Here is a 24,980-nt window from a genome sequence, read left to right on the forward strand (position 1 = left end):
TCGTTATGTCCTGTCTTCCGTGATGAAGACGCGCGCCTCTTGTTGATCCCTCGGGCGCGAGGCGCACAGTCATAGGCACTGCGCGAAGGCTGGCAAGCCTCACCGCGAGTGCCAATCCCGGTTTTGCGACAGTTTCAGCAGTTTTATGAGGGTGCGGGGGCGGGCCGGGGGCCTCACCCGTGGCGGTAGCCGAGGCTGGCGGGGTCGGTGAGGGCGATCTCGCCGAGGGTCAGCGGCGCAGGGCCACGAGGTGCAACGGTGCCGATGCGGTGCGCGGCTATCGGCAGGGTGGCGGCAGGCGGGGCGGTGAACAGCAGCTCGTAATCGTCGCCCCAGCGGATGCATTCCTCCAGCCGCGTTCGATCTGCGACCGGGATCGCCGCCGGGTCGAGCGCTAGGGTCACACCGCTTGCCTCAGCCAAACGGAAGGCATCGAGCAGCAGCCCGTCCGAGACATCCATCATCGCGCTCACGAGCGGCGCGAGCGCGCGGCCCTCGGCAACGCGCGGGGTGGGGCGGTGGAAGGCGGCGTGGTGATCGGAAGCGCCCTCGAACCCCAGCATCGCGCATCCGACCGGGCCGGTGAGGAACACCGCGTCACCCAATTGTGCGCCGCTGCGGGCGGGGACGGGCGTATGCGTCGCGCGCCCTATAGCGGTGAGGCCGAAGGTGCGTGGGCCGGCTGCGGCGATGGTGTCGCCGCCCAGCAGCGGCGTGTTGAAGGCGACCAACGCCTCGCGCAACCCTTCGAGGAACCGCGCATCGTCGCGGCCCAGCACGTGGCCGAGCAGCACGCCCAGCGGCTCCGCGCCCTTGGCGGCGAGATCGGACAGGTTGGTCGCGACCAGCTTCCACGCCACGTCCGCCATGTCGGCTCCGCTGCGGAAATGCGTGCCCTCGGCCATCATGTCGTGGGTGATGACGAGAGTTTCTGAGCCGAGCGTGATAACCGCGCAATCATCCGCCAGCCCGCGCGCACCCGGATGGAGCGGCAGGGCGCGCAGGGCGGCGATGAAGTCGGGCTCGTTCATGCGTCGGGCGATGGATTAGCCCGCGCGCGCGTCCTTGGCCACTGCATCGAGGATGCCATTGACGAACTTGGCCTGCCCGTCGTCGAAGAAGGCCTTGGCGACCTCGACATATTCGTTGATCGCCACGGGGGCGGGCACATCGGCGCGGGCGATGATTTCGTAGGTTCCGGCGCGCAGCACCTGAAGCATTGCCTTGTCGAGCCGCGCGAGGTTCCAGCCGCTTGCCAGCTTGCCAGCCACCAACGCGTCGATCTCGTCGCGCCGCGCGTCCACGCCGCGCACCACGTCGTCGAAGAAAGGCACTTCGGCATCGGCATATTCGGCATCGTCGAAATCGTCGTCGTCGATGGTGCGGCCCAGCCGGTGCTGGTGAAATTCGTCGAGCAGCTTGGCGAGCGCGGTGCCCTCCATGTGCTGCTGGTAGAGCGCCTGCACGGCGGCGAGACGCGCGGCCGAGCGGGCTTTGGAACGGGCAGGAGAGTTCATTTGATCCTCAGTTCCACGGACTTGGCGTGGGCGGGCAGCCCCTCGGCATGGGCCAGGGTGGCAGCGGCAGGGCCGATGGCGGCAAAAGACGCCGCGTCGAGCCCCAGAAAACTGGTGCGCTTCATGAAATCGAGCACCGACAGCCCGCTCGAAAAGCGCGCGCGGCGCCCGGTGGGCAGCACGTGGTTGGGCCCGGCGACATAATCGCCGACCGCCTCGGGCGTCATGCGGCCCAAGAAGATGCTCCCGGCATGGCGGATGGCGTGCATGAAGGGCTCGGGATCGTCGACCGCGAGTTCGACGTGCTCCGCCGCCAGCCGGTTGGCGAGCGCCGGGGCCTCGGCGAGCAGATCGTTGACCACGATCATCACCCCGTGCGCGTCCCAGCTGGTGCGCGCGGTCTTGCCGGTGGCGAGAGCGGCGATCTGAAGGTCGATGCAATCCTCCACCTGCCGCGCAAAGCCCGCGTCGTCGGTGATCAGGATCGATTGCGAGGTCGGGTCATGCTCGGCCTGGCTGAGCAGATCGGCGGCGATCCAGTCGGGATCGTTTTTGCCGTCAGCAATCACCAGAATCTCCGAAGGCCCGGCGACCATGTCGATGCCGACCACGCCGTAAAGCTGGCGCTTGGCTTCGGCCACCCAGGCATTGCCGGGGCCGGTGATGACGTCGACCGGGCGGATACGCTGCGTGCCATAGGCGAGCGCGCCCACCGCCTGCGCGCCGCCGATCCGCCAGATCTCGTCCACGCCTGCGATATGCGCGGCGGCGAGCACCATCGGGTTCGATTGGCCCTTGGGGGTCGGCGTGGCGATGGCGAGCCGCTCCACGCCCGCGACCCGCGCCGGGATGGCATTCATCAACAGCGAAGAGGGATAGGCCGCGCGCCCGCCGGGGACATAGAGCCCCGCCGCATCCACCGCCCGCCAGATCGCGCCAAGGCGCACGCCCGCGCTGTCGGTATAGTCGCGGTTCTGCGGCAGCTGCGCTTCGTGATAGGCGCGGATGCGCGCGGCGGCGAGTTCCAGTGCGTCGCGCAGATCGGGGGCGAGGGCCTTGTAAGCCTCCTCGCACAGCTCGCGCGGGATCGACCAGTCGGCCTCTTCGGCCAGCGCATAGCCATCAAAGCGCTGGGTGAAGTCCACCAGCGCCGCATCGCCGCGCAGCTTCACGGTCTGGAGAATATCCGCCACTTGCCCCGCGACATCGGCGTCGGATTCGCGCCGCGCGTCGACGATCCGGGCGAACTTCGCTTCGAAATCGGGCTGGAGGGTGGAGAGGATGTTGATCATGCGGGCTCGCTTTCCACCACGCGCCGGAAGGCATCAACCAGCGCGGCGACGCGGGGTTCGGTCTTCAGGGCGGTGCGGTTGACGATCAGACGCGCGCTGATGTCGAGGATCACCGAGGTTTCGACCAGCCCGTTTTCGCGCAGGGTGGTGCCGGTCGACACCAGATCGACGATCTGGCGCGCAAGTCCGAGCGAAGGCGCAAGCTCCATCGCGCCATTCAGCTTGACGCATTCGGCCTGCACGCCCGCGGCGGCAAAGTGGCGGCGGGTGAGGCTGGGATACTTGGTCGCGACGCGCAGGTGGCTGACGCTGGCGGCCTCGTCGGCATCATCCGCCCGGCGCGCGACCGACAGGCGGCACAGCCCGATCCCGAGATCGACCGGGGCATAGAGATCGGCGTAGTCGAATTCTTCGATCACGTCCGAACCCACGATCCCGACCTGCGCGGCACCGTGCGCGACGAAGGTCGCGACGTCGAAGGCGCGCACGCGGATCAGGCGCATGTCGGCGCGGTTGGTGCCGAAGGCGAGCGCGCGGCTCTTGGGATTGTGAAACTCGGCATCGGGTTCCACGCCCGCGCGCGCCATCACTGGCAGCGCTTCATCGAGGATGCGCCCCTTGGGGACAGCGAAGGTCAGCTGTCCGGGATTGTCGGAAAGGCCAATGGTGGTCATGATCGGGGGCGCACTTAGGGGCGAGCAGGCAAAAGGGCAATGGGAATGGGCGGATCGAAGCAGCGACCAGCGTATGAATTCGTCGACATGAACACCGCCGGGCCGGGTGCAGTGACGACGGCCTTTGCCAATCAGGTCGCCTATTGCGCGGCCGCGGGAGCGCATATCACTGCGCGCGTGGTCGGCGGGATCGCTGAGGTGCTGGCATCGGATGCGAAAGGCGCACTGCTCCAGCGCGTGCGCGGCTGGCAGGGCGCACCACTCGCCGATGCCCTGTCCTTGCGGGTGGCAGGCGGCCTGCACGCGCTCCATCTGTCTGGCGCCGCGCCGGAGCTGGCCCCGATCTATGGCGGTGAGGATGCCGACGACGCAGCGGTGATCGCGGACGTGATTGCCGAGCACGAGGCGGCGCTGCTCCCTTGGCTCGACGGCCCGCCGCAGACCAACGAGGCGGGGCGCTCGGCCAATTTCATCGCGGCGATGCTGTGGCTGGCAGAGCAGGGACTGCCGCCGCGCTTCGAATGTCTCGAGATCGGGTCGAGCGCGGGGATCAACCTGATGCTGGATCGTTATGCTTATGATCTGGGCGGGGTAAGTGTCGGGCCCAAGCATGCGGTGATGGCGTTCCGGCCCGAATGGCACGGCGCGCCTCCGCCCACGCGGGACATCGCCATTGCCAGCACAAAGGGCTGCGATGTCGCCCCGGTCGACCTGACCGATCCGGCGCAGGCGCTGCGTCTGAAGGCCTATATCTGGCCCGAGCATACCGTCCGCTTCGAGCGGATGGACGCCGCAATCCGCGCCGCCTCCGAGCGCAAGCCCGATATTGTGCAAATGAATGCGGCGGACTTTGTCGAGGCCGAGCTCGCAAAGCCGCAGGCGGCGGGCACCACACGGATGCTGATGCACTCGATCGTCTGGCAATATGTCCCCGTCGACCAGCAGGCGCGGGTGACGGCGGCGATGGAAGCGGCGGGAGCCAAGGCCACGCCCGAGCACCCGCTCGCGTGGGTGATGGTCGAAGCCGACCGCTCGGTCCACCGCCACAAGCTGACGGTGCGCTACTGGCCGGGCGAGGCGGAAGAGACGCAGCTCACCTGGTCGCACCCACATGGCGCGGATGTGGAGTGGCTGGCCTAGTCGCGCCGCCGGGTGATGCGCAGGAAGATCGCTCCGATCGCGCCTCCCGCCACAAGCACCAGCAGCGGGATGAGCCATACCGAGGCGCTCTGCTTGCGGGCGATGCAACCGGCGTCATCGATACAATCGCCGAGAACGCCGCCAAGAAGCAGCGCCCCTGCAATCGTCAGCGACACCGCCGCAATCAGGACGCAGCCGCAACCCCGCAGCGCAAGCGCGAGCGGATCTTTCTTGACCGGGTCGTTCACGCGAGAAACGCGTCCATCGCCGCGTTCACAGCCTCTGGCGCTTCCCACGGGACGAAATGCCCGCAATCTGGCACGCGCACAATGGTCAGCGGATCGATGATGTCCTCCAGCCCGTCGAGGTTCTCAGGGGGCAGGGCGAGGTCGTCGAGCCCCCAGATCACCAGCGTTGGGATGGTGAGTTTGGGCAGGGCAGGGGGCGTCCAGCCCTCTGGGACTTCGAAAGGCGCGTCCATCGTCGGCACGTCGATCGGGCTCGCGCGGTAATAGTTGAGCATTCCGAAGGCCGCATCGCGGTTCTGCCAGTCGCGCAGCAGCTGATCGCGCTCCTCGGGCTCCATCGCGCTGGGGCGGTCCCACTTGACCTCCTTCAGCAACAGGCCGGTGAGGCCGTGCTCCTTGACCAGCGCGTCATTGGCGGGATCGCGGAAGCCGCGGATATACTGGCTCGCCTCGCGCTGGCCGGGGTTGGTGTAGAGCAGCCGCTGGAAGGTCACCGGATGCGGCGCATTGGCGATCACCGCAGCGGTCACGCGCGCGTGCTGCCCGCTTAGCGCGACCCCCCAGGCAATCGCCCCGCCCCAGTCGTGCCCGACGATGGTGAAATGCGGAATCGCCAAGGTGTCCGCCAGCAGGAAGATGTCGCCGATCAGATTGGCCGGGGCATAGGCCTCGACCGCCTGCGGCTTGGATGAGCCGCGATAGCCGCGCTGGTCGGGCGCGATGCAGCGGTAGCGATCTTTGAAATGCGCGATCTGGTGACGCCACGTCCGATGGCTCTCGGGAAAGCCGTGGAGGAAGATCAGCACCGGCGCATCGACCGGCCCTTCGTCGACGATGTCGAGGTGGATGCCGTTGGGCAGATGGACGCGCTTGAGGTCAAACATCACTGCTGCTCCAGCTTGTCCATATAGCCCTTGGCGACCATGCCTGCGACCTGATCGAACAACGCCTCGGGCGTGCGGCGCGCTTCGCCCATGGCAAGTTCCATGCCTTCCGCGACGATGATCTCGCGTGTCCCCTTGGCAATTTCGTCGAGCATCTGGCGCGCCGCGACGTCGGCCGGGATGCCCTCGTCGATCGCCCTATCGCTGCGCCCGCGCTGCGTGCCATCGGCGTTGAGCGCGTTGCGCGAGACATTGGTGGCGACCGAGCCGGGATAGATGGTGTGGACGGTGACGCCGTTGACGGTCAGCTCGGCGCGCAGCGCATCGGCATAGCCCGCCAGCCCGAACTTGGCGGCGGAATAGGCCGTGCGCATCGGCACGCCGACCTTGCCCGCGATCGAGGAAATGAACCCCAGCGCTCCTGACCCCCGCTCCGCCATGTGGCCGATCAGCCCTTGCGTGAAGGCGATCTGGGCGAGGAGATCCACTTCGATGATGTCGCGATAGACCTGCATCGAGGTCTTGAGCGCGCGGCTCCTCTGCGAGATGCCGGCATTGGCAAAGGCGATGTCGACACCGCCCTTCCAGTCAATCGCCTTTGCCGTGGCATCAGCCAAAGCCGCCTCGTCGCGCACATCGAAGGCGAGGATCAGCGTCTCGCCGCAATCCGCCGCGACTTCGGCGAGGCGCGCCGCGTCACGGCCCGACAGCACCACATGCGCACCCCGTGCGGCCAGCTCCCGCGCGAGCGCCGCGCCAATGCCCGATGATGCCCCGGTGATCCACGCCACCTTGCCCGTATAGTCCATCACTCTCTCTCCCGAAGCTGTGCTTTCAGGGATAGCTGACCGTCTTGGGCTTGTCGGGCAAGGGGATAAATTCTTCCTCGTCGCCGGGGACGAGCGGGAAGCTGCCCGCGCGCCAATCGTCCTTGGCCTGATTGATCCGTTCGCGGTCCGAGCTGACGAAGTTCCAGAACACGTGGCGCTTGGTGGCGAATGCTTCCCCGCCCAGCAGCATCACGCGCCCGCCGCTTTCGCTCGACAGGCGCATCGCTGCGCCCGGTGCGAGCACGGCGAGCTGATAGCGCTCCAGCGCCACGCCATCGACCGCCGCGCTGCCATCCACCAGCATCACCGCCCGCTCGTCGGCCTCGGCGTCCAGAGGGATCGCGCCGCCCGGTTCCAGCACGATATCGGCGTAGATCGTTTCGGCATAGGTGGTGGTCTGCGCGCGGGTTCCCCATAGGCTGCCCATGATGACGCGCGCCTGTGCGCCGCTGTCTTCCACCACGGGCAGATCCTTGACCGCCTCGAATGCCGGGTCGATCTCCTCGCGCCCGTCAGGGAGCGCCAGCCAGGTCTGCATTCCGAAAATCCCGGGATTGGTCGCCAGCTCGCCTTGCGGGCTGCGTTCGGAATGGACGATCCCGCGCCCTGCGGTCATCAGATTGACCTGTCCGGGGCGGATCGTGGCGAAGGTGCCGAGGCTGTCGCGGTGGTCGATCGCGCCGTCGAACAGCCAGGTGACGGTGGCGAGATTGATGTGGGGGTGGGGGCGCACGTTCATGCCGTCACCGGTAAGGTCGGCCGGGCCGAATTCGTCGACGAAGATGAAGGGGCCGACCATGGTGCGCGCCTTCGAGGGCAGCACGCGGCGCACGGTGAAAGCGCCCAGATCGTGCGTGACGGGGGTGATGGTCTGGGTGATCATGCGCCTGTCTCCTTTGCGATCATGTCGGCAAGGTTGGCAGGGAAGATTGGTTCCTTCCAGTTCGCCAATTCGGCGAGGGTGAACCACCGATGCTGCGTCATCAGCGCCTGTTCGAGCGCAGTGTGGCGGCTGGTGTCGATCCGCGCTGCGGCGACGCGGACGAGGAAGAAGCGTTCGTCGGCCTGCACCGGCTCGCCTTCGACCGTGACGAACTCGGGCGTCATCCGCGCGATCTGAGGGCCGGGATCGACAGCAAAGCCGGTCTCCTCGAGCAATTCGCGCCGCGCTGCATCCTCGAAGCTTTCACCCGGCTCGCATTCGCCGCCCGCCGTCACCCAGAAGGGTTCGCGCCCAGGCACGTCATAGCGGAACATCAGCGCGCGCCTCTCGGGATCGAGCACGATCAGCCGCGCTGCGCGGCGCAGGCGCAGGGCGGGGTTGAGGCTATCGCGATCGTCAAGGCTCATTCAGCGGGCACACCCGCCTTGATCGCCACCGCGTGCACCCTCTGGCCCACGATATCGCCCAGCGCTGCGATCACAGCGCGCTGGCGGGCGAGGCGGTTCATGCTCGCAAAAGCCTCGGCCTCGATCTCGATCGTGAAATGCGACTCGCCCGATCCGTCGTCGCCCATGTGGCCCGAATGCTTGGCACTGTCGTTGATGATGGCGAGCCGCGTCGGCGCAAAGGCCTCGGTCAATCGGACGCGCATTTCCTCGGCTACGGACATCGGGTTTTTCCTTTTTTGCAAGCATTGCGGGCCAATTCGGACTTGGAACTTGGGGCCCCAATCGCCATTCTTGGCCCCTATGCCTTCACCACGATTTCACGGCCGCGTCGAGAGCCCGGGGCGCGTTTGCGAGGCCCCCGGCTGCCGCGAGGCGGGCGAATTCCGCGCGCCCGGACGGCGCCCGCATGGCTTCGACGGGCCGGGCGAATGGCGCTGGTTCTGCCTCGATCACGTGCGCGAATTCAACGCAGGATACGACTGGTTCGAGGGGCTGAGCGCCGAGGAGATCATTCGCGCGCAGTCGCCCATTGCAGGCTGGCAGACCGAAAGCCGCGTCTTCCGCCCCACCGCCGGGATCGCCGACGCGCCGCGCTGGGCCGACTATGCCGATCCATTGGATGCGATCAGCGCCCGCGCGCGCGGGATCAAGTCGCGCGCCGAGCGTGAGGGGCGGATGGCCGCGACGGGGCGGTTCAGCCGCGAGGAGGCGAGCGCGCTCGAAGTGATGGGCCTTGGCTCCGACACAGACCGCACCCGGCTCAGGCGGCGCTATTCCGAACTGGTGCGCCGTTACCACCCCGACCGCAACGGCGGCGACCGTCGGCACGAGGCGCAGCTGACGGCTGTGGTGGACGCCTATCAATTGCTCAAGAAAAGCGCCGCGCTGGCGTAGAGGCTCAGAGCCTCCGGCGGAAGAACACCACCCGCTCGGTCTCCTCGAACCCCAAAGCCGCGTGGAAGCCATGGCTGGCGGTGTTGTCCAGCAGCGCATCCGATGCCAACTCGGCGCACCCGCGCGCGCGGCCCCATTCTGCTACCGCCTCGGCCAGCGCGCGGCCGATCCCGGTGCCGCGTACTTCGGGCAGGATGAAGGCGCCCTCGCCAAATGCCACTGGCGACGTGTCGCACCCGTTGACATAGTCGTGCCGGATGCTGGCTTCGACAAATCCCACAACACGACCCCGGGCGTCCTCGGCAAGAAACGCGATCTGGTCGGGGTCGCCCGTCAGGAAGGTTTCGGCAATATCGGCGGCGTGGGCGTCTGCATCATCGTCGGGCCAGAGCTGTGCGCGCAGCACGGACCACGCCCCAAGATCGGCTGCGGTGGCTTCGCGCACCTTCATGAGCGTTCCTGCACCTCCGCAATCAGCCTGCCATCGATGGCATTGGCCTCGGCATAGGCAGGCCGCTGGGTGATGCGCTCGACATAGGTTTTGAACGCTGGTCGCTCGGGGATCGAGCCGAAGCGCAGGCCCCAGACGAACTGGCTGCCGACATAGGTATCGGCCATCGTGAAGCGGCTGCCTGCTACGTAGTCGTTGGCCTTGAGCCAGCTCTCGATAGTATCGAGCGCGAGGTCGAGGCTGCCGAAGCCCGCCATGCCCTCTTTGCCCTCCGGCACTTCCCAGCCCATCGCCTTGCTGATTACCGCTTGTTCGAGCGGCCCGGCGGCAAAGAACAGCCAGCGGAAATAGGCCGCGCGGTCATGCGCGTCAGGGAGCAACCCTTTTTCGGGGTGCGTCTCGGCGAGGTAATGGTTGATCGCCGCGCATTCGGTGACGACGTGATCGTGCGAGCCGTGATGGTGCACCAAGGTGGGCACCTTGTTCATCGGGTTCAACTCTTTGAGTATCCCCGGCCGTGTCGGCCAGTCGAACACCACCTGCTGATAATCCGCGCCCGCTTCGTGCAGCGCCCAGCGCGCGATCTGCCCGCGGCTCATGGCGACGGTTTAGAAGGTGAATGCGGCCATGGCTCAGGCCTCCCCTACGAACAGCGGCTCGAACCCGCCGAAGATCATCCGCTTGCCGTCGAAAGGCATGTCGCTGCCATCGGGCGCTCCGAATTCGGTTTCCATCCGCGGGTCGGCCATGAGCTTGTCGTGGCTGGCATCGGCGGTGGCGCGGTCGGGCCAGGTCATCCATGAAAAGACGATCTTCTCATCCCCTTGCGCCTTCACCGCTCTGCGGAAGTCGGTCGAGCTGCCGTCCTTCACGTCGGCCTCCCAGCATTCGATCTGCGAGAGCGCACCGTAATCCTTGGCGATGTCCCAGAACTTGCGGGCGACTTCGCGGTAGGCGTCCCTGTTGCCCTCGGGCACGGGTATCACGAAACCTTGGACGTACATCGCAGATCTCCCTCCTCGCCGACTCGATCCTTGCCGAATGTGCGCGCATCGGTTACTTAAAGCAACAATGAAGTTACCAAAAGAAACTGAGGGGGCGCCGCATGGCAGGTGGTATGCCGACGCCTGCGGTACGGCCTTCGCGCTCGAATTGCTGGGCGAGCGCTGGGCGATGCTGATCGTGCGCGAACTGATGCTGGGCGGGCGCCGCTTTTCCGACTTGCGCGCCAGTCTGCCCGCGATCAGCGCCAAGGTGTTGACCGAGCGGCTGGCGGGGCTTGAGGCAAGCGGCGTGCTCACCCGCCGCCAGCTGCCGCCCCCGGCGGCGACGCAGGTCTACGAGCTCACCGAGTGGGGCTACCGCGCCGAGCCGCTGTTGCAGGAGCTCGGGCGCTGGGCCGCGCTCTCGCCGCAGCACGATCCAACCCTGCCGATGTCCGCGGTGTCGATGATGCTGTCGCTGCGCACCATGTTCGATCCCGCCCGCGCGGGCGAGCGCGAGGCGTGGATCGGCTTCGACATCGCCGGGGAGACCTTTCTTGCGCGACTCAAAGGCGGGCAATTGCCGATCGCGCGCCGCCCGCTGGCAGACCCGGACTTTGCCTTCACCGCGCGCGATGCGCAGGTGCTGGTCGCGCTGTTCTACGGCAAGGTCGACCCCGAGGCGCTGGAACAGGACGGGGCGCTCGCGATCAGCGGCAACCGGGCTGCGGCGCTCGATTTCGTCAGTCTGTTCGACATTCCGAAACTCTAGGTCTGGCGGAACGCCCAACGCAGCGTGCGGCCCATGCCCCAGGTCGCCGCGCGCGCCGGGAGGGCGGTCAGCATCGGGCGTTGCAACCGCAGCATCTGGCGCGCCCAGTCGGGCAGCATCGCGACCGCATCGGCGGTGATCATGGTCTGCACCGCCACCGGCGTGCCCTTGGGCCGCTGGCTTAGCACTAGCTGCGCGACCTCGCGCGCCTCTGGCGAAGTGGCGAGATCGTGGCGCAACTCGCGGAAAATCCGCTCGGCCTCGACACGCGTTTCGGGCACCGGATCGGCCCCCAGCATCCGGGCGATCACCGCGAACTGGCGGTAATATTCGTCCTGCTCATGCCCCGGCATGTCGGGGCGGACGTGGCGCAGATAGCCCGCAAGGAAGCTTTGCGCTTCGGTCACATGGACCCACGCCAGTGTTCTCGGATTGGTCGCTTCGTAGGCTGTGCCATCAGGCAAGGTTCCGCCGACCTTGGCGTGGATGCGGTTCACGCGTTCGATCGCTTTCAAGGCCTTGTCGCGGTGGCCGAAGGTGGTCACCGCGATGAACCGTGCGGTGCGTTGCAGCCGCCCGTGCATGTCTTCGCGGAAATTGGAGTGATCGAGCACGCCTTGCAGCGCGTGCGGGTGGAGCATCTGGAGCAGCAGCGCACGCACGCCGCCGGTCATCATGCCAACGATATCGGCATGCACCAGCCGGATCGGCGTATCGCGCGCGAACAGCGCCTCGTCAGACGGCGGGGTGGGGGTCTGCCCGGCGCTGGCATCGTGAAACACGCCGCGCACCTGAGAAACCAGTTTGAGGCGCAGCGATTCGACCGGATCGGGCATGGAACGAATATAGGCACGATCGGGGCCCGCAAAAGACGCGCTCGTCAATTTGCGAGGGCGGGGCAGCAAACCACCGCTTGCGGCCAAGCGCCATGCGCTCTAACCGAACCCCACGATGACTTCAGCTTCCAAGAACACTGTCGCCGGCGAAAACGCCTTGCCCACCCAGCCCGACACCAAGGTCGATGTCCGCGAGGTCTTCGGCATCGATGTCGACTGGCAGGTGCCCGCCTTCTCGCAAGGCAGCGAACACGTGCCCGAGACCGATGGCGCCTATGTCTTCGATCCCGACACCACGCTGGCGATCCTCGCAGGCTTCGCGCACAACCGCCGCGTGATGGTGCAGGGCTATCACGGCACCGGCAAGTCGACCCATATCGAACAGGTCGCCGCGCGCCTCAACTGGCCGAGCATCCGCGTCAATCTCGACGCGCATATCAGCCGCATCGACCTCGTCGGGCGCGATGCGATCGTGCTGAAGGACGGTTTGCAGGTCACCGAATTCAAGGAAGGCATCCTGCCCTGGGCGCTCCAGCACCCGGTGGCGCTGACCTTCGACGAATATGACGCCGGGCGGCCGGACGTTATGTTCGTGATCCAGCGCATCCTCGAATTCGATGGCCGGTTGACTCTGCTCGACCAGAACCGGGTGATCACGCCCAACCCGTGGTTCCGGCTCTTCGCCACCACCAACACCGTGGGCCTTGGCGACACCAGCGGGCTCTATCACGGCACGCAGGCGATCAATCAGGCGCAGATGGACCGCTGGAACATCGTCGTAGCGCTGAATTACCTCAAGCCCGAGGTTGAGCAGCAGATCGTCAAGTCCAAGACCCCGGACGCCGACGACAAGCTGATCGCGGACATGGTGAAGGTGGCCGAACTGACCCGGCAGGGCTTCATCAACGGCGACATCTCGACCGTGATGAGCCCGCGCACCGTGATCACGTGGGCGCAGAACGCGGCGATCTTCGGTTCGGTAGGCTTCTCGTTCCGCTTGAGCTTCCTCAACAAATGCGACGAGGCGGAGCGCACGCTGGTGGCCGAATACTACCAGCGCGTCTTCGGCGAGGACCTGCCGGAAGGCGCGGCGAAGAAGCGGTAATCGCCTGAATTCGCGTTGACGCCGGGCCGCGTCCGGCTATTTTTGCCCTGACGTTGAAGGGGGCAAAAAATGATCATGCGCGGCGCGCTCGGTTCAGGTCTGGCGGCTCTCGCCGCTGCATTTCTGGCTGGCCCGCTGGTAGCGCAGGAGGCCGATGGCCCCGATGTCGAATTCCGGCAGGTTCCGGCCGTCTTCGTGCCGGCCATGGCAGGGAGCGGTGAGGAGGTGTTCGAGGAAATCGGCATCGTCCTGCTGTTCCCGCTGCTCTGGCCTTCGTCCACACGCATTGATGAGGACGTGACACTCTCGTTCCGCGGCCAGCAGACCGTCATCAAGGCTGGCACCTTGCTGCCGCGGGTGATGGTCAGGAAGGCTGGCGAGACGGATATCTGGCGCCAGCCGTTCTGCGTCCGCTCGCGCAACAAGGCCCGCAACGAAGGGCTGCCCATCCTGCTCCAGCAGCTCAACGACCTGACCAAGAGCCTGCGCGACGGCCAGCTGTGCCTCGAAGACAGCGCCGGAGACGGCCAGCTCGATCGCGCGCTGGCGCTCGGATATGGCACGAAGGTGATCGACCTGGGCGAAATCCCCGCACAGCGCTACGAGGAAAAGCGCGGCGCGTTTATCGGGGAGGGGAATTCGGCGTTCCTCAGCCTGGCGACTGTCAGGGAGAATAGGGTCGAACTGGAGCTCAAGATCCTCATCGACGATGAATGGGTCGACCAGTTCGATTCGCTGCGAATGGGCGACATCACGCTGAACCGCAAGAACGTGTTCGCCGTCGGTGAAAAGTCGGCCTACAGCCCCTTTGCCGGGATCGAGATCGAATTGCTCGAAACCAACCGCCGCGACAATTCGGCGCGGATTCGCTGGCGACAGGTCAGCGACGAGGTTCGGGTCTATCCCATTCCCGAAAAGCGCAAGCTTTAGTCCCTCTTGCCCCCAAGTGTCCTATCCTGATAACACAGCGTCGACCATGGCGCTGTTTGATCGATTCTGGAAAGGCTCCCGTGCCGATACGCCCGAAGGCGCGGGCAGGCCTGCCGGGTACTTCCCGCTGTATGAATCCTCGCGCCCCATTGAGGATGAGGACGACGACGATCTCCCGCGTCCCAAGGTCTCGGCCACGCCCGATTACGAGACATGGGACGCGCGGCTCGGCGAAATCGACGAGGCGCTGGTCGTTACCGAGAAGCGCCGCCTCAGGTGGTGGCAGCGCGATTACTGGCGCGCGCGCAGCAAGTGGTGGTGGACGGGGCGGGGCGTGCTGGCGGCGCTGGCGCTCTTCGTCACGCTGATCGGCTGGCTGGCGATCACCGCGCCGCTTTCCAAGAGCCTTGAGCCCATCGCGCCGCCGCAGGTGACGCTGCTCGCCAGCGACGGCACGCCAATCGCGCGGCAGGGGGCGGTGGTGGAGGCTCCGGTCAAGGTCGCCGACCTGCCACCGCACGTGGTCGAAGCCTTCCTCGCGATCGAGGACCGGCGGTTCTATTCGCATTGGGGGATCGACCCGCGCGGGATCGCCCGGGCGGCGTGGACCGGCTATGGCGGCGGCTCGACGATCACCCAGCAGCTCGCCAAGTTCACCTTCCTCACCCCTGAGCAATCCGTCAGCCGCAAGGCGCGCGAGGCGCTGATCGCGCTGTGGATGGAGAGCTGGCTGACCAAGGACGAGATTCTCGAGCGCTACCTCTCCAACGCCTATTTCGGCGACAACCAGTATGGCTTGCGCGCCGCCAGCCTGCACTATTTCTACCGCCAGCCCGAAAAGCTGCGGCCCGAACAGGCGGCGATGCTGGCGGGGCTGTTGCAGGCGCCGTCGCGCTATGCGCCGACGAAGCATTACGACAAGGCGAAGAAGCGCATGGATCTGGTGATCCAGTCGATGGTCGATGTCGGCTATCTGACCAAGGCCGAGGCGGACGCGCTGCCCGATCCGCGCATCGACGTGCGCACCCGCGACGATAACCTGCCGACCGGCACCTATTTCGCCGACTGGGCGCTGCCGCTGGCGCGCGAGGGGATGGAGGCGAGCTATTCGAAGCAGACGCTCACCACCACGCTCGATTCGCGGCTGCAGGCGCTCGCCAGCCGGATCGTCGGCCGCGCGCCGCTGGGCAAGGCACAGGTTGCGCTGGTGGCGATGCGGCGCAATGGCGAGGTCGTGGCGATGGTGGGCGGGCGTGATTACCGCAAATCGCCCTTCAACCGCGTGACGCAGGCAAAGCGCCAGCCGGGATCGACCTTCAAGACCATCGTCTATCTCGCCGCGCTGGAGAACGGGTGGGAGCCGGACGACACCATCCCCAACACCCCGATAACGCAGGGCAGCTACCGCCCGAAAAACGCGCGCGAGCAATATTCCGACCAGATCACGCTGGAAGACGCCTTTGCCCGGTCGAGCAATGTCGCGGCGGTGCGATTGTTTCAGGCGGTGGGCAGCGAGAAGGTGATCCGCACCGCGCGGCGGCTGGGCATTTCTTCGCCAATGACCGAGGGCGACCCGAGCCTCGCGCTCGGCACCTCCTCGATGACGCTGATGGAACTGACCGCGGCCTATGCCGGGATAGCCGCCAACGAATATCCGGTCGAACCCCATGCTTTCCCGCGCGGCGAGCAGAGCTGGCTCGAATGGCTGACCACCCGCACCGACAGCATGTCGAGCGGCACGCACGAGGATCTCGAAGGGATGCTGCGCGCCGCGATCAACCGGGGGACGGGGCGCAATGCCGTGCTGCCCATCGCCAATTATGGCAAGACCGGCACGACTCAGGATTACCGCGACGCGCTGTTCGTGGGCTATGCGGGCGATCTGGTGGTGGGGGTGTGGGTCGGCAATGACGACAACACCCCGCTGGGCGGCATCACCGGCGGCAGTCTGCCCGCGCGGATCTGGGCCGATTTCATGCGCGCCGCGCTCAAGATCGACGCCGCGCCCGCGCCGGTGGCGGAGGACACTCCCGATCCCGAAGGCCCGGTCCAGCCGCTCGACGTGATCGAAGGCGGCGAGATTCCTCTCGGCGAGGACGGCACCAGCCTCCAGGTCGACCGCGAGGGCATGACCTTGCGGCAGGAAGGCGTGCCGATCGAACTGCGGCTCGACGGGGGCGGGGTGGTGATCCAGCCCGCGCCTGCCCCAAGCGCGCAGCCGCCGCCGTGATCCGGCGCGGCGGGTGAGCGCCCCGGTCGAAGCGGGGCTCAGACCATCAGGATGTTCATGACCGCCGTGGCGATGGGCCGCGCGCGGTCGGTTTGCCAGGCTTCCACCGTGACATTGGCATTGCGCCGCCCCAGCCGGGTGATCCGCCCCACTGCAAAGCTCGCCTGCGACTTGCCCGCCGCGAGATACTGGACGGTGATGTTGATCGGCTTCATCACCGGATCGCGCCCCGCCGCCAGCAGCGCGGTGCGCAGGGCCGCATAGCCCGCATTCTCCAGCAGTCCCGCGGTCGCTCCGCCGTGGAAATGCTGCGGGCGGCCTTCGACCAGCGGGCCGAAATCGACCGTCAGGACAGGCATTCCGCCCTCGCTCTCGCCGGTCGCGACGATCCCGAGTGAGCGGGCATAGGCGGGCAGCTCCAGACCTTCAGGCATCGCCGCCTCCCTGCACCGCCGGGTTCGTGGAGCGCGGATCGGCGCCGATGGTCATGAAGACGCCCGCGACATGGGCGACCGGATCGTCGGGATCATCGTCATAGGCGATCCCGCGCACGAAGGCCGCCGAGCGGGTCAGCCGATAGCATTCGACCCGCCCGCGCACGCTCGCCCGTTCGCGCGCTGGGCGCTGGTAATCGACGCGCAGGTCAAGCGTGGCAACCGGCGCGAAGGTGCCGCGCGTCTGCCAGATCGCCATGCCGCTCGCCATGTCCATGAGGCTGATGATCGGCCCCGAGGCGAGCACCGGGCGGGTGGCATCCCCCAGCAGATCCTCGCGCCAGGGCAGTTCGAGCTCGACCCAATTGTCGCCCTGATCGGTGAAGCGCAGGCCCAGCCAGCCGGTGTGACCGTGGCGGAAGAACCACTTGGAGGCTTCGCGCGCATCGAACCGGGGGGACGGGGGCGTGGTCATGGCATGGCGCATAGGGGCAAGGATGCGCGGCGCGCAATGGTCGAATTGGCAGGCCTAGGGCATCACCGCGATGACGATGCCGACGATCGCTGCGATCACCAGCACGATCAGGAACAGCCGCCAGCAACCCCGGCGACGGCGACGGTCGGGAGCGAAGGCATCTGCGGCGACATCTGCACCAATGTCGCCCAAAACCTCGGCGGCGACCTCAACCGCGCCGCCGATCACCTCGCCGACCGCATCGTCCACCATCTAGAGAATACCCCCCGCCAGCCGGTCGATCGCGCCTTGCAGGATTACCGCGGCGGCATGGCTGTCGATCGCGGCGGCGCGCTTGGCGCGGCTCATGTCTTGCCCGATCATCGCGGCTTCGGCGGCCTGGGTCGACCAGCGCTCGTCCCACAGCAAGACGGGGAGGGAGAAGGCCTCGGCGCAGTTGCGGGCATAGGCGCGGCTGGCCTGCGCGCGGGGGCCTTCGGAGCCGTCCATGTTGCGCGGCAGGCCGAGCACGATGCCGCGGATCGAGCGGCTCTTGATGAGCGCCGCCAGCGTCTCGCGGTCGCGGCCCCACTTGCCTCGGCTTATGGTGGTGCCGTTGGTGGCAAAGCGCCATCCCGCATCGCAGGTCGCGGTGCCGATGGTCTTGGTGCCGAGGTCGAGCCCGAGCAGCGCGCCGCCCGCTTCCCCCACAGCCTCGCCAAAGGCGCGCGCGTCTTCGAAGATCAGGCCGGCGGTGTCCACGCGTCCGCCCGCCGGATCACGTCCGCTTTGGTGTTGGCCCAGAACAGCGGCAGGTCGTAGACGTGGTAGTTGTTCCCCGGCAGCACATAGGCGCCCATTTCGGGCGGTGGGCCGATCAGCAGCAGGCCGCTGGGCGCGCAGCGGGCGGGGACCAGCGCAGGGACAAGCGTGCCGCTCTCCATCGTTGCCTCGGGCACCAGCGTGCCGAGATTGGCGCTGGCGGGAGCCGTTCCTCCGACGCCGCCGGTGAGCGGATTGGTGCACAGGATCGGGCTGTTACCCGGCGCATCGCCATCGAGCGCCGGGGTCTTGCCATAGGCTTCGAGCACCAGCGCCGGATCGGCCGGTTCGGCAAAGCTCGACCAGCTGATGATACAGCCGGTCTGGTTGGGCACGGCGCAGGCCGGGAAGCCGATCACCGGCAGATCATGCTCCACCGAAACCGGCCAGCCGATCACATAGGCCGCCACCAGCCGCGCGGCGACGGGCGTAGCCTGCACTTCCTCGGCCAGCAGGCGCTTGAGGTGCAGCGACCCTTGCGAATGACCCGCCAGCACGATCGGCATGTCCGGATCGACCGAGGACAGGAAATAGCGGAACGCCTCGCGCACGTCGGCATAGGCAGCGTCGATCGCCTGCTTGCCCTCGGGCGCGTCGGTGAGGAAGGCGCCCATCGTCGCCTGACGATAGCGCGGGCCCCAGATTTCCGAGGCGGCATTGAAGGGGCTCGCCATGCCGCGCAGATAGATGCGCGCGATCCGCTCGGCTTCAGGGTCGCCGCCATTGGCGAGCGGGGCGTTCCAGCTGGTGCGGTTCACATAGCTGGTGGGATGGATGAAGAAGACTGCAAAGGCGCGCGCGGGCGGATCGGCGGGGGTGGGCAGCATGCCGCGATCAGTGGCATAGGCCGGCTGCCAGCGCGCCGGGTCGCTCACCCCGATGCCGGGGCGCGAATACCACAGGGCGGGGTCTTCCCACGCATTGGCCTGCATCGGTGCTACGGGCGTGAAGTCGACCGAAGGCACCGTCGCCCACTTGGTCAGCTGCGCCGGAAACAGCGCCAGCGCAAAGCCGCCCGCGATCACCAGCACGATGCAGGCAGCGACAAAGTAGAGGAACTTGCGGGCCATGGCCGATGTGTCTCGTCAGCTCACTTGGCGGCCTGGCCCTCGGCCAGCGCGGGGCGCAGCGTCGTCCACGCCCGGTCGCCGCGAAGGCTGGAGAACCAGCTTGCCGGGTTCCAGGTGGTCGACCCGTCGAGGCTGAAAGTGATGAACTCGGCGCGCCCGCCGATATTGGCCATCGGCACCGGCCCGCCAAGACCGTCGGCAATCGCCGGTGCGCGGCTGTCGGCGGAAAGATCGCGGTTGTCGCCCATCACGAAGACCGAATCCGCAGGCACGGTGATCTCGTCGTAATTGTCGAGATCCTGATCGCGGTAATCGATGGTGAGGTAGGTCGCGCCGTTTGGCAGGGTCTCGCGCCAGGTGGGCGGGTCGAAATAGTCGCGCCCGTCGGGGCCGGTCTTGCGATACTGCTCGAACGCCTGAAGGCACGCGCGCTCGCCGCTCTCGTCGCGGCACATCAGCTCCGGCTCGAACGGCAGGCGCACCTGAGGCACGACTTCGCGCTGGATCGGCTTGCCGTTGAGGATGATTACGCCATCCTTCACCGCGATCCGGTCTCCCGGCAGGGCGACCACGCGCTTGATGTAGTCGATATCCTCATCCGGGTGCACAGGGATCACGATGTCGCCATATTGCGGCGTCGCCGGCCAGATCCGCCAGCTGCCGCGCGGCAGCAGGTGGAAGCTCGCCGAGGCCCATGACCAGCCATAGGGATATTTGCTCACCACCAGCCGGTCGCCCACCCACAGGGTCGGCATCATCGAGGTCGAGGGGATGTAGAACGGCTTGGCGACGAGGCTGTGGAACGCCAGCACCGCCAGCAGCATCAGCGCAAGGCCGCGGATTTCGGCGAGCCAGTTGACCTTGTCGGATGCGTCGCTGTCAGTCACGCTCGGGCTTTCGTCGGTTGCGATGGGGGTTGCCATGGGAGGGCTCTTCAAAGGGGAACGGCTTCGATGATGACGAAGGCCTGCGCCCAGGGGTGATCGTCGGTAAGCGTCAGGTGTATGCGCGCCTCATGGCCTTTTGGCGTCATTTCTTCAAGCCGCAAAGCCGCCCCGCCGGTGAGCGCCAGCGTCGGCGCGCCCGAGGGGGCGTTGACGACGCCGATGTCCTTCATGAAGACGCCGCGCTTGAACCCGGTGCCGACCGCCTTGGAGAAGGCCTCTTTGGCGGCGAAACGCTTGGCGTAGGTGCCCGCGATGGTGAAGGGGCGGCGGCGCGCCTTGGCGATCTCGACATCGGTGAAGACGCGGTTCTCGAACCGCTCGCCATAGCGGGCGAGCGAATTGCCGATCCGCTCGATATTGCAGAGGTCGCTGCCCATGCCGATGATCATTTGAGCGCCCTTATAATCACCGCCACCAGCAGGCCCACCGCGACCACGTGGAGCATCACCTGCGCCTTGAACAGCGGGTGCGCGAAGTCGCCCTTGGCCACCCGGGACGCGCCGACGAAGCCGAAGATCATCAGCGCCACCCAGCCGACGGCGAAGACCTGCATCACCCCGGTATTGAGTGCAAAGCCGAGAAAGCCGACCGCGAGCAGGAACAGCGCGGCGGCGGCCAAGGCCCAGCGCTTCTGCGCACCGGTGAGCGTGGGGAGTTCGGGCTCGCTCACGCCTAGCGCACCTCGTCCATCAGCTCGCGCATCCGGCGGATCGCGTTTTCGAGGCCGACGAACACCGCCTCGCCGATCAGATAGTGGCCGATGTTGAGTTCCGCGATCTGCGGGATGGCCGCGATGGGCTGGACGTTGTCGAAGGTGAGGCCGTGGCCCGCGTGCGGCTCGATCCCGTTCTTGGTGGCGAGCGCGGCCATGTCGGTGATGCGGCGCAATTCGCGGGTCACGCGCTCGGCGTCATTATCGAGGAAGGCGTGGGCATACTCGCCGGTGTGGAATTCGACCACCGGCGCGCCGAGGCGCAGCGCGGCGTCCAATTGGCGCTCGTCCGCCTCGATGAACAGCGAGACGCGGATGCCCGCGGCGCGCAGTTCCTCGCAGATAGGCGCCAACGTGTTGTGCATCCCCTCCGCGTCGAGCCCGCCCTCGGTGGTGCGCTCCTCGCGCTTTTCGGGGACGATGCAGGCGGCGTGCGGCTTGTGGCGCAGCGCAATGGCGAGCATCTCGGGCGTTGCCGCCATTTCGAGATTGAGCGGCAGGTTCGTCGCCGCCTGAATGCGGGCGAGGTCCTCGTCGCGGATGTGGCGGCGATCTTCGCGCAGGTGCGCGGTGATCCCGTCACCGCCGACCGCTGCGACAATCTCCGCCGCGCGCACCGGATCGGGATGATCCCCGCCGCGCGCGTTGCGGATCGTGGCGACGTGGTCGATGTTGACGCCCAATCTGAGGGGATTGGGGCGTAGGGGGCGGGGGGAGTGGGTCAGGGCTATTCCTTCCGGCTGCCGGGCTTCGTCACTTCTACGGCCGCCAGGCTCGCGGGGATGTCATTCTCGTCATAGGTCGGAAAATCAATGGCGAGCAGCGGGTAGAAGGGCACGCCCAGATCGACCGACCCGCAAGACCGGTCGATGATTGCGCATTCGGCGATCACCTCGCCGCCTTCGCGGGCGACCGCTGCGATGGCTTCGCGGCTGGAGAGGCCGGTGGTGACCACGTCCTCGACCATCAGCACCTTCGCGCCCTTTTCGAGAGCAAAGCCGCGGCGCAGGTGGAACACGCCGTCCGGGCGTTCGAGGAACAGCGCGTCCTTGCCCAGTGCCCGGCCGACTTCGTGGCCGATGATGATCCCGCCCATCGCCGGGGAGACGACGACATCGACCTGTTCGCGCACCTCGGCAGGGATGCCCGCCACCACTGCCTCGGCCAGCCGCGCGGCGCGTGCGGGGTTCATCAACACCCGCGCGCATTGGAGATAGTGCCCGCTGTGCCGCCCCGACGACAGCTTGAAATGGCCTTCGAGCAGCGCGCCCGACTGGCGGAATTCGGCGAGAACTTCTTTTTGCGTCACAGGGCTTCCTCATGGAAAACGTTGGGGAAATGGCCGACTTGCGCTTGCCACATGGCGGCTTGCATAATTTTCTCCCTAGAAGCGCTTGAGGCCCTCGGCAAGCGCGGCTAAGGGCAAGGTTCAGGCAAGCCTATGGGCTGGCCAGACGCCATCTGGAGCGGGTCCGAGGGGCCAGAAGCGACAGGCGGTATGGGATCAGATTCGAACCATTTGGACACATTCTCATGGGTCAGAGGCACACCCGTATGAAAAATTCAATTCTGGCGCTGCTGGCAGCCGGACTTGCGGCTTTTGCGCCGCTGAGCGTGGCGGCGCAGGATGCCGCCGCTCCCGCTGTGGCCGAGGCCGTTCAGGTCGTAGGCGCTCAGACTGCGCCCGGCGCTGAAGCGGGCGTTGGCAATCTGACCCCGGCTGAAGCGTCGGCCGCGCCTGCGGGTGAGGGTGCTTACATCCCGATGGCTCCGACCGAGGGCAAGGGCATGCCGACCTCCTACGAGGACGATCCGCTCAAGAGCATGACCTTCCAGGATCAGTACACCGCCAACGGCGAATATGCGCTGGGGATGCACGATTACGTCCTGCTGCCGGTGATCACCGCGATCAGCCTGCTGGTGTTGGGCCTGCTGCTTTATGTGGTGATGCGCTTCAACCGCAAGGCCAACCCGGTCGCTTCCAAGACCACGCACAACACCGCGATCGAAGTGATCTGGACGATCGTTCCGGTGATCATTCTGGTGATCATCGCTGTCCCTTCGATCACGCTGCTGGCCCGCCAATATGAAACCCCGCCCGCTGACGCGGTCACCATCAAGGCGACCGGCTATCAGTGGTACTGGGGCTACACCTATCCCGACCACGGCGATATCGAGGTGATCTCGAACATGCTCGACCCGGCCGAAGCGGTGAAGCGCGGCGAGCCCGGTCAGCTGGCGGTGGACAACCGCATGGTCGTGCCCGCTGGCGTGCCGCTGCGTATCCAGACCACCGCCAGCGACGTGATCCACGCCTTTGCCGTGCCATCGCTGTGGTTCAAGATGGACGCCGTTCCGGGCCGTCTGAACGAGAAGCTGCTCACCATTCCCGAGCCGGGCGTCTATTACGGCCAGTGTTCGGAACTGTGCGGCGCGCGTCACGGCTTTATGCCGATCGCCGTCGAAGCGCTGCCCCCGGCCGAATTCGCTGCCTGGGTGCGCGCGCAAGGCGGCTCCATGCCCGGCGAGGAAGCGGCTGCTGCCGCTCCGGCTGCGCCCGAAGCGGCTCCGGCTGCGGCAAACTGAACACGACAAGATCAAGAAGCGAGAAGAGTAGCTGACCATGGCAACCACCGCAGAAGGCTTCGATGCCCACCACGATCATGGGCATGACGCCCACGATCACGCGGACCACAAGCCGGGCTTTTTCGCCCGCTGGTTCATGTCGACCAACCACAAGGATATCGGCACGATGTACCTGATCTTCGCGATTATCGCGGGGATCGTTGGCGGTGCGATTTCGGGCATCATGCGCGTCGAACTGGCCGAGCCGGGCATCCAGTATCTCGGCTGGTGGGCGCAGCTGATGGGCGGCGCGAGCGACGTGAACACCGCGCTCCACATGTGGAACGTGTTCATCACTGCGCACGGCCTCATCATGGTCTTCTTTATGGTCATGCCGGCGATGATCGGCGGCTTCGGCAACTGGTTCGTCCCGCTGATGATCGGCGCGCCGGACATGGCCTTCCCGCGCATGAACAATGTCAGCTTCTGGCTGACCGTGGCGGGCTTCTTCTCGCTGCTGTTCTCGCTCTTCGTCCCCGGTGGCACCGGGCCGGGCGCCGGCACGGGCTGGACGGTCTATGCGCCGCTGTCGACCAGCGGTTCGGTCGGCCCGGCGGTCGACTTCGCGATCTTCTCGCTGCACCTTGCGGGCGCAGGCTCGATCCTGGGTGCGACCAACTTCATCACCACCATCTTCAACATGCGCGCGCCGGGCATGACCCTGCACAAGATGCCGCTGTTCGTGTGGTCGGTTCTGGTCACCGCCTTCCTGCTGCTGCTGGCGCTGCCGGTGCTGGCTGCTGCCATCACCATGCTGCTGACCGACCGTAACTTCGGCACCACCTTCTTCAACCCGGCGGGCGGTGGCGATCCGGTGCTCTACCAGCACCTGTTCTGGTTCTTCGGCCACCCGGAAGTTTACATCATGATCCTGCCGGGCTTCGGCATGATCTCGCAGATCATCGCGACCTTCAGCCGCAAGCCGGTGTTCGGCTATCTCGGCATGGCCTACGCCATGGTCGCGATCGGCGTGGTCGGGTTCATCGTCTGGGCGCACCACATGTACACCGTGGGTCTCGACGTGAACACGAAGATGTACTTCACCGCGGCGACCATGGTGATCGCAGTGCCGACCGGCGTGAAGATCTTCAGCTGGATCGCGACGATGTGGGGCGGCAGCCTCAGCTTCAAGTCGCCGATGGTCTGGTCGATGGGCTTCATCTTCCTGTTCACCGTGGGCGGCGTGACCGGCGTCGTGCTCGCCAATGGCGGGATCGACGACAACCTGCACGACACCTACTATGTCGTCGCGCACTTCCACTACGTGCTGTCGATGGGCGCGGTGTTCTCGATGTTCGCGGGCTTTTACTACTGGTTCCCGAAGATGAGCGGGCGGATGCATTCCGAGCTGCTGTCGCACATCCACTTCTGGACTTTCTTTGTCGGCGTGAACGTGATCTTCTTCCCGCAGCACTTCCTGGGGATGCAGGGGATGCCGCGTCGCTATCCCGACTATCCGGAAGCCTACCATTTCTGGCACGAGATCAGCACCTACGGGTACTACATCATGGCCGGTTCGATGGTGTTTTTCTTCGTCAACATCCTCTACGCGCTGGTCGCCGGCAAGAAGGCCGAAGCCAACCCGTGGGGCGAAGGCGCGACGACGCTCGAGTGGACCCTGCCGAGCCCGCCGCCCTACCACCAGTTCGAAACGCTGCCGGTGATCACCGACAGCATGGACTACCACGATCACCGTCCGGCGACGGCGTGATCAGCTCCCTCACCGGAGAATGACATA

The 24,980-nt window shown here is 66.5% G+C and carries 32 protein-coding genes; 8 read left to right on the top strand and 24 right to left on the bottom strand.

The window, feature by feature from the left end; translation table 11 throughout:
* Positions 1-173: 173 nt before the first annotated feature.
* Genes thiL through hisG form a run of 4 tightly spaced genes read right to left on the bottom strand, consistent with a single transcriptional unit; the run spans position 174 to position 3,483 of the window.
* Entirely contained in the window at positions 174-1,031 is an 858-nt protein-coding gene (gene thiL / locus BZF59_RS09870; protein WP_086608076.1) for a thiamine-phosphate kinase, read from the bottom strand.
* A 15-nt stretch (positions 1,032-1,046) separates the two neighbouring features.
* Entirely contained in the window at positions 1,047-1,517 is a 471-nt protein-coding gene (nusB, locus tag BZF59_RS09875) for a transcription antitermination factor NusB (RefSeq protein ID WP_086608077.1), read from the bottom strand.
* Complete coding sequence (hisD, locus tag BZF59_RS09880) at positions 1,514-2,809, bottom strand: histidinol dehydrogenase (protein ID WP_086608078.1); 1,296 nt, start codon at positions 2,807-2,809, stop codon at positions 1,514-1,516. Before hisD ends, nusB begins: the two co-directional genes overlap by 4 nt.
* Complete coding sequence (hisG, locus tag BZF59_RS09885) at positions 2,806-3,483, bottom strand: ATP phosphoribosyltransferase (protein WP_086608079.1); 678 nt, start codon at positions 3,481-3,483, stop codon at positions 2,806-2,808. Before hisG ends, hisD begins: the two co-directional genes overlap by 4 nt.
* 45 nt (positions 3,484-3,528) lie before the next feature.
* Here hisG and BZF59_RS09890 point away from each other — a divergent pair, with 45 nt between their 5' ends.
* Positions 3,529-4,623: a DUF2332 domain-containing protein gene (locus BZF59_RS09890; RefSeq protein WP_086608080.1), complete on the top strand. Its 1,095-nt coding sequence runs from the start codon at positions 3,529-3,531 to the stop codon at positions 4,621-4,623.
* Here the strand turns inward: BZF59_RS09890 and BZF59_RS09895 are convergent.
* From BZF59_RS09895 to BZF59_RS09920, 6 genes are read right to left on the bottom strand one after another with little or no spacing between them, the layout of a single operon-like run.
* The gene (locus BZF59_RS09895) at positions 4,620-4,871 is read right to left on the bottom strand and encodes a hypothetical protein (RefSeq protein ID WP_086608081.1); all 252 of its coding nucleotides are present in this window, start codon (positions 4,869-4,871) and stop codon (positions 4,620-4,622) included. The two genes, BZF59_RS09890 and BZF59_RS09895, sit on opposite strands and share 4 nt — an antisense overlap.
* Positions 4,868-5,755 (bottom strand): alpha/beta fold hydrolase, encoded by an 888-nt coding sequence (locus BZF59_RS09900; RefSeq protein ID WP_086608082.1) that lies wholly within the window; start codon positions 5,753-5,755, stop codon positions 4,868-4,870. Before BZF59_RS09900 ends, BZF59_RS09895 begins: the two co-directional genes overlap by 4 nt.
* Positions 5,755-6,564: an SDR family NAD(P)-dependent oxidoreductase gene (locus tag BZF59_RS09905; protein WP_086608083.1), complete on the bottom strand. Its 810-nt coding sequence runs from the start codon at positions 6,562-6,564 to the stop codon at positions 5,755-5,757. The genes BZF59_RS09900 and BZF59_RS09905 overlap by 1 nt, the downstream gene beginning before the upstream one ends.
* A 25-nt stretch (positions 6,565-6,589) precedes the next feature.
* Complete coding sequence (locus tag BZF59_RS09910) at positions 6,590-7,468, bottom strand: pirin family protein (protein ID WP_086608084.1); 879 nt, start codon at positions 7,466-7,468, stop codon at positions 6,590-6,592.
* Positions 7,465-7,935 carry an NUDIX hydrolase gene (locus BZF59_RS09915; protein WP_086608085.1) on the bottom strand — a complete coding sequence of 157 codons (471 nt, stop codon included), beginning with the start codon at positions 7,933-7,935 and terminating at the stop codon, positions 7,465-7,467. The genes BZF59_RS09910 and BZF59_RS09915 overlap by 4 nt, the downstream gene beginning before the upstream one ends.
* A complete protein-coding gene (locus BZF59_RS09920) occupies positions 7,932-8,198 on the bottom strand; it encodes a BolA family protein (protein WP_086608086.1) in 267 nt (88 codons plus the stop codon). The genes BZF59_RS09915 and BZF59_RS09920 overlap by 4 nt, the downstream gene beginning before the upstream one ends.
* A gap of 79 nt (positions 8,199-8,277) precedes the next feature.
* Between BZF59_RS09920 and BZF59_RS09925 the strand changes: the two genes are divergently transcribed.
* Positions 8,278-8,871 (top strand): J domain-containing protein, encoded by a 594-nt coding sequence (locus BZF59_RS09925; protein WP_086608087.1) that lies wholly within the window; start codon positions 8,278-8,280, stop codon positions 8,869-8,871.
* Positions 8,872-8,875: 4 nt separating this feature from the next.
* Here BZF59_RS09925 and aac(6') read toward each other — a convergent pair whose 3' ends face one another.
* From aac(6') to BZF59_RS09940, 3 genes are read right to left on the bottom strand one after another with little or no spacing between them, the layout of a single operon-like run.
* A complete protein-coding gene (aac(6'), locus tag BZF59_RS09930; RefSeq protein WP_086608088.1) occupies positions 8,876-9,322 on the bottom strand; it encodes an aminoglycoside 6'-N-acetyltransferase in 447 nt (148 codons plus the stop codon).
* The gene (locus BZF59_RS09935) at positions 9,319-9,921 is read right to left on the bottom strand and encodes a glutathione S-transferase family protein (protein WP_086608089.1); all 603 of its coding nucleotides are present in this window, start codon (positions 9,919-9,921) and stop codon (positions 9,319-9,321) included. The genes aac(6') and BZF59_RS09935 overlap by 4 nt, the downstream gene beginning before the upstream one ends.
* A 33-nt stretch (positions 9,922-9,954) precedes the next feature.
* Complete coding sequence (locus BZF59_RS09940; protein WP_086608090.1) at positions 9,955-10,326, bottom strand: DUF1428 domain-containing protein; 372 nt, start codon at positions 10,324-10,326, stop codon at positions 9,955-9,957.
* A 67-nt stretch (positions 10,327-10,393) separates the two neighbouring features.
* On the opposite strand from BZF59_RS09940, the gene BZF59_RS09945 reads away from it, so the two are divergent.
* Positions 10,394-11,077, top strand: a complete 684-nt coding sequence (locus BZF59_RS09945; RefSeq protein ID WP_086608091.1) for a winged helix-turn-helix transcriptional regulator — start codon at positions 10,394-10,396, stop codon at positions 11,075-11,077.
* Here the strand turns inward: BZF59_RS09945 and BZF59_RS09950 are convergent.
* Positions 11,074-11,913, bottom strand: a complete 840-nt coding sequence (locus BZF59_RS09950; RefSeq protein WP_086608092.1) for an oxygenase MpaB family protein — start codon at positions 11,911-11,913, stop codon at positions 11,074-11,076. The genes BZF59_RS09945 and BZF59_RS09950 overlap by 4 nt on opposite strands.
* Before the next feature lie 115 nt (positions 11,914-12,028).
* Between BZF59_RS09950 and cobS the strand changes: the two genes are divergently transcribed.
* The 3 genes from cobS to BZF59_RS09965 all read left to right on the top strand — a co-directional run bounded on the left by cobS (position 12,029) and on the right by BZF59_RS09965 (position 16,178).
* Positions 12,029-13,018: a cobaltochelatase subunit CobS gene (gene cobS, locus BZF59_RS09955; RefSeq protein WP_086608093.1), complete on the top strand. Its 990-nt coding sequence runs from the start codon at positions 12,029-12,031 to the stop codon at positions 13,016-13,018.
* Positions 13,019-13,087: 69 nt separating this feature from the next.
* Positions 13,088-13,948 (top strand): hypothetical protein, encoded by an 861-nt coding sequence (locus BZF59_RS09960; protein WP_086608094.1) that lies wholly within the window; start codon positions 13,088-13,090, stop codon positions 13,946-13,948.
* A 46-nt stretch (positions 13,949-13,994) separates the two neighbouring features.
* Positions 13,995-16,178 carry a transglycosylase domain-containing protein gene (locus tag BZF59_RS09965; RefSeq protein WP_086608095.1) on the top strand — a complete coding sequence of 728 codons (2,184 nt, stop codon included), beginning with the start codon at positions 13,995-13,997 and terminating at the stop codon, positions 16,176-16,178.
* Positions 16,179-16,216: 38 nt separating this feature from the next.
* On the opposite strand, the gene BZF59_RS09970 is transcribed toward BZF59_RS09965, so the two are convergent.
* The 10 genes from BZF59_RS09970 to pyrE are packed head-to-tail and all read right to left on the bottom strand — an operon-like array spanning position 16,217 to position 21,926.
* Positions 16,217-16,612 (bottom strand): PaaI family thioesterase, encoded by a 396-nt coding sequence (locus BZF59_RS09970; RefSeq protein ID WP_086608096.1) that lies wholly within the window; start codon positions 16,610-16,612, stop codon positions 16,217-16,219.
* On the bottom strand, positions 16,605-17,087 hold the full coding sequence (locus BZF59_RS09975) for a PaaI family thioesterase (protein ID WP_086608423.1): 483 nt from the start codon (positions 17,085-17,087) through the stop codon (positions 16,605-16,607). The genes BZF59_RS09970 and BZF59_RS09975 overlap by 8 nt, the downstream gene beginning before the upstream one ends.
* Before the next feature lie 54 nt (positions 17,088-17,141).
* Entirely contained in the window at positions 17,142-17,339 is a 198-nt protein-coding gene (locus tag BZF59_RS09980; RefSeq protein WP_086608097.1) for a hypothetical protein, read from the bottom strand.
* Positions 17,340-17,828, bottom strand: a complete 489-nt coding sequence (ruvX, locus tag BZF59_RS09985; protein ID WP_086608098.1) for a Holliday junction resolvase RuvX — start codon at positions 17,826-17,828, stop codon at positions 17,340-17,342.
* A complete protein-coding gene (locus BZF59_RS09990) occupies positions 17,810-18,958 on the bottom strand; it encodes a DUF3089 domain-containing protein (RefSeq protein WP_086608099.1) in 1,149 nt (382 codons plus the stop codon). The genes ruvX and BZF59_RS09990 overlap by 19 nt, the downstream gene beginning before the upstream one ends.
* Before the next feature lie 20 nt (positions 18,959-18,978).
* Complete coding sequence (gene lepB / locus BZF59_RS09995) at positions 18,979-19,881, bottom strand: signal peptidase I (protein ID WP_086608100.1); 903 nt, start codon at positions 19,879-19,881, stop codon at positions 18,979-18,981.
* An 11-nt stretch (positions 19,882-19,892) separates the two neighbouring features.
* Positions 19,893-20,294 carry a holo-ACP synthase gene (acpS, locus tag BZF59_RS10000; protein WP_086608101.1) on the bottom strand — a complete coding sequence of 134 codons (402 nt, stop codon included), beginning with the start codon at positions 20,292-20,294 and terminating at the stop codon, positions 19,893-19,895.
* A complete protein-coding gene (locus tag BZF59_RS10005; protein ID WP_086608102.1) occupies positions 20,291-20,575 on the bottom strand; it encodes a pyridoxal phosphate biosynthetic protein in 285 nt (94 codons plus the stop codon). Before BZF59_RS10005 ends, acpS begins: the two co-directional genes overlap by 4 nt.
* A gap of 2 nt (positions 20,576-20,577) precedes the next feature.
* Positions 20,578-21,300 carry a pyridoxine 5'-phosphate synthase gene (locus BZF59_RS10010; protein WP_245806101.1) on the bottom strand — a complete coding sequence of 241 codons (723 nt, stop codon included), beginning with the start codon at positions 21,298-21,300 and terminating at the stop codon, positions 20,578-20,580.
* Between the two features lie 44 nt (positions 21,301-21,344).
* Positions 21,345-21,926, bottom strand: a complete 582-nt coding sequence (gene pyrE / locus BZF59_RS10015) for an orotate phosphoribosyltransferase (RefSeq protein ID WP_086608104.1) — start codon at positions 21,924-21,926, stop codon at positions 21,345-21,347.
* Positions 21,927-22,171: 245 nt separating this feature from the next.
* Between pyrE and coxB the strand changes: the two genes are divergently transcribed.
* Together coxB and ctaD are read left to right on the top strand one after the other, a co-directional pair.
* The gene (gene coxB / locus BZF59_RS10020; protein WP_086608105.1) at positions 22,172-23,203 is read left to right on the top strand and encodes a cytochrome c oxidase subunit II; all 1,032 of its coding nucleotides are present in this window, start codon (positions 22,172-22,174) and stop codon (positions 23,201-23,203) included.
* 37 nt (positions 23,204-23,240) lie between these two features.
* Positions 23,241-24,953 carry a cytochrome c oxidase subunit I gene (gene ctaD, locus BZF59_RS10025; RefSeq protein ID WP_086608106.1) on the top strand — a complete coding sequence of 571 codons (1,713 nt, stop codon included), beginning with the start codon at positions 23,241-23,243 and terminating at the stop codon, positions 24,951-24,953.
* The last annotated feature ends 27 nt before the right edge of the window (positions 24,954-24,980 follow it).

Source organism: Erythrobacter donghaensis (assembly GCF_002155425.1).
GTDB classification, from domain to species: Bacteria; Pseudomonadota; Alphaproteobacteria; order Sphingomonadales; family Sphingomonadaceae; genus Erythrobacter; species Erythrobacter donghaensis.

Bases quoted from the DNA above. Each gene is read 5' to 3' on its own strand.
- thiL (WP_086608076.1), bottom strand. From the start codon at position 1,031: ATGAACGAGCCCGACTTCATCGCCGCCCTGCGCGCCCTGCCGCTCCAT.
- nusB (WP_086608077.1), bottom strand. From the start codon at position 1,517: ATGAACTCTCCTGCCCGTTCCAAAGCCCGCTCGGCCGCGCGTCTCGCC.
- hisD (WP_086608078.1), bottom strand. From the start codon at position 2,809: ATGATCAACATCCTCTCCACCCTCCAGCCCGATTTCGAAGCGAAGTTC.
- hisG (WP_086608079.1), bottom strand. From the start codon at position 3,483: ATGACCACCATTGGCCTTTCCGACAATCCCGGACAGCTGACCTTCGCT.
- BZF59_RS09890 (WP_086608080.1), top strand. From the start codon at position 3,529: ATGGGCGGATCGAAGCAGCGACCAGCGTATGAATTCGTCGACATGAAC.
- BZF59_RS09900 (WP_086608082.1), bottom strand. From the start codon at position 5,755: ATGTTTGACCTCAAGCGCGTCCATCTGCCCAACGGCATCCACCTCGAC.
- BZF59_RS09905 (WP_086608083.1), bottom strand. From the start codon at position 6,564: ATGGACTATACGGGCAAGGTGGCGTGGATCACCGGGGCATCATCGGGC.
- BZF59_RS09910 (WP_086608084.1), bottom strand. From the start codon at position 7,468: ATGATCACCCAGACCATCACCCCCGTCACGCACGATCTGGGCGCTTTC.
- BZF59_RS09915 (WP_086608085.1), bottom strand. From the start codon at position 7,935: ATGAGCCTTGACGATCGCGATAGCCTCAACCCCGCCCTGCGCCTGCGC.
- BZF59_RS09920 (WP_086608086.1), bottom strand. From the start codon at position 8,198: ATGTCCGTAGCCGAGGAAATGCGCGTCCGATTGACCGAGGCCTTTGCG.
- BZF59_RS09925 (WP_086608087.1), top strand. From the start codon at position 8,278: ATGCCTTCACCACGATTTCACGGCCGCGTCGAGAGCCCGGGGCGCGTT.
- BZF59_RS09935 (WP_086608089.1), bottom strand. From the start codon at position 9,921: ATGAGCCGCGGGCAGATCGCGCGCTGGGCGCTGCACGAAGCGGGCGCG.
- BZF59_RS09940 (WP_086608090.1), bottom strand. From the start codon at position 10,326: ATGTACGTCCAAGGTTTCGTGATACCCGTGCCCGAGGGCAACAGGGAC.
- BZF59_RS09945 (WP_086608091.1), top strand. From the start codon at position 10,394: ATGAAGTTACCAAAAGAAACTGAGGGGGCGCCGCATGGCAGGTGGTAT.
- BZF59_RS09950 (WP_086608092.1), bottom strand. From the start codon at position 11,913: ATGCCCGATCCGGTCGAATCGCTGCGCCTCAAACTGGTTTCTCAGGTG.
- cobS (WP_086608093.1), top strand. From the start codon at position 12,029: ATGACTTCAGCTTCCAAGAACACTGTCGCCGGCGAAAACGCCTTGCCC.
- BZF59_RS09960 (WP_086608094.1), top strand. From the start codon at position 13,088: ATGATCATGCGCGGCGCGCTCGGTTCAGGTCTGGCGGCTCTCGCCGCT.
- BZF59_RS09965 (WP_086608095.1), top strand. From the start codon at position 13,995: ATGGCGCTGTTTGATCGATTCTGGAAAGGCTCCCGTGCCGATACGCCC.
- BZF59_RS09970 (WP_086608096.1), bottom strand. From the start codon at position 16,612: ATGCCTGAAGGTCTGGAGCTGCCCGCCTATGCCCGCTCACTCGGGATC.
- BZF59_RS09975 (WP_086608423.1), bottom strand. From the start codon at position 17,087: ATGACCACGCCCCCGTCCCCCCGGTTCGATGCGCGCGAAGCCTCCAAG.
- BZF59_RS09980 (WP_086608097.1), bottom strand. From the start codon at position 17,339: ATGGTGGACGATGCGGTCGGCGAGGTGATCGGCGGCGCGGTTGAGGTC.
- BZF59_RS09990 (WP_086608099.1), bottom strand. From the start codon at position 18,958: ATGGCCCGCAAGTTCCTCTACTTTGTCGCTGCCTGCATCGTGCTGGTG.
- lepB (WP_086608100.1), bottom strand. From the start codon at position 19,881: ATGGCAACCCCCATCGCAACCGACGAAAGCCCGAGCGTGACTGACAGC.
- acpS (WP_086608101.1), bottom strand. From the start codon at position 20,294: ATGATCATCGGCATGGGCAGCGACCTCTGCAATATCGAGCGGATCGGC.
- coxB (WP_086608105.1), top strand. From the start codon at position 22,172: ATGAAAAATTCAATTCTGGCGCTGCTGGCAGCCGGACTTGCGGCTTTT.
- ctaD (WP_086608106.1), top strand. From the start codon at position 23,241: ATGGCAACCACCGCAGAAGGCTTCGATGCCCACCACGATCATGGGCAT.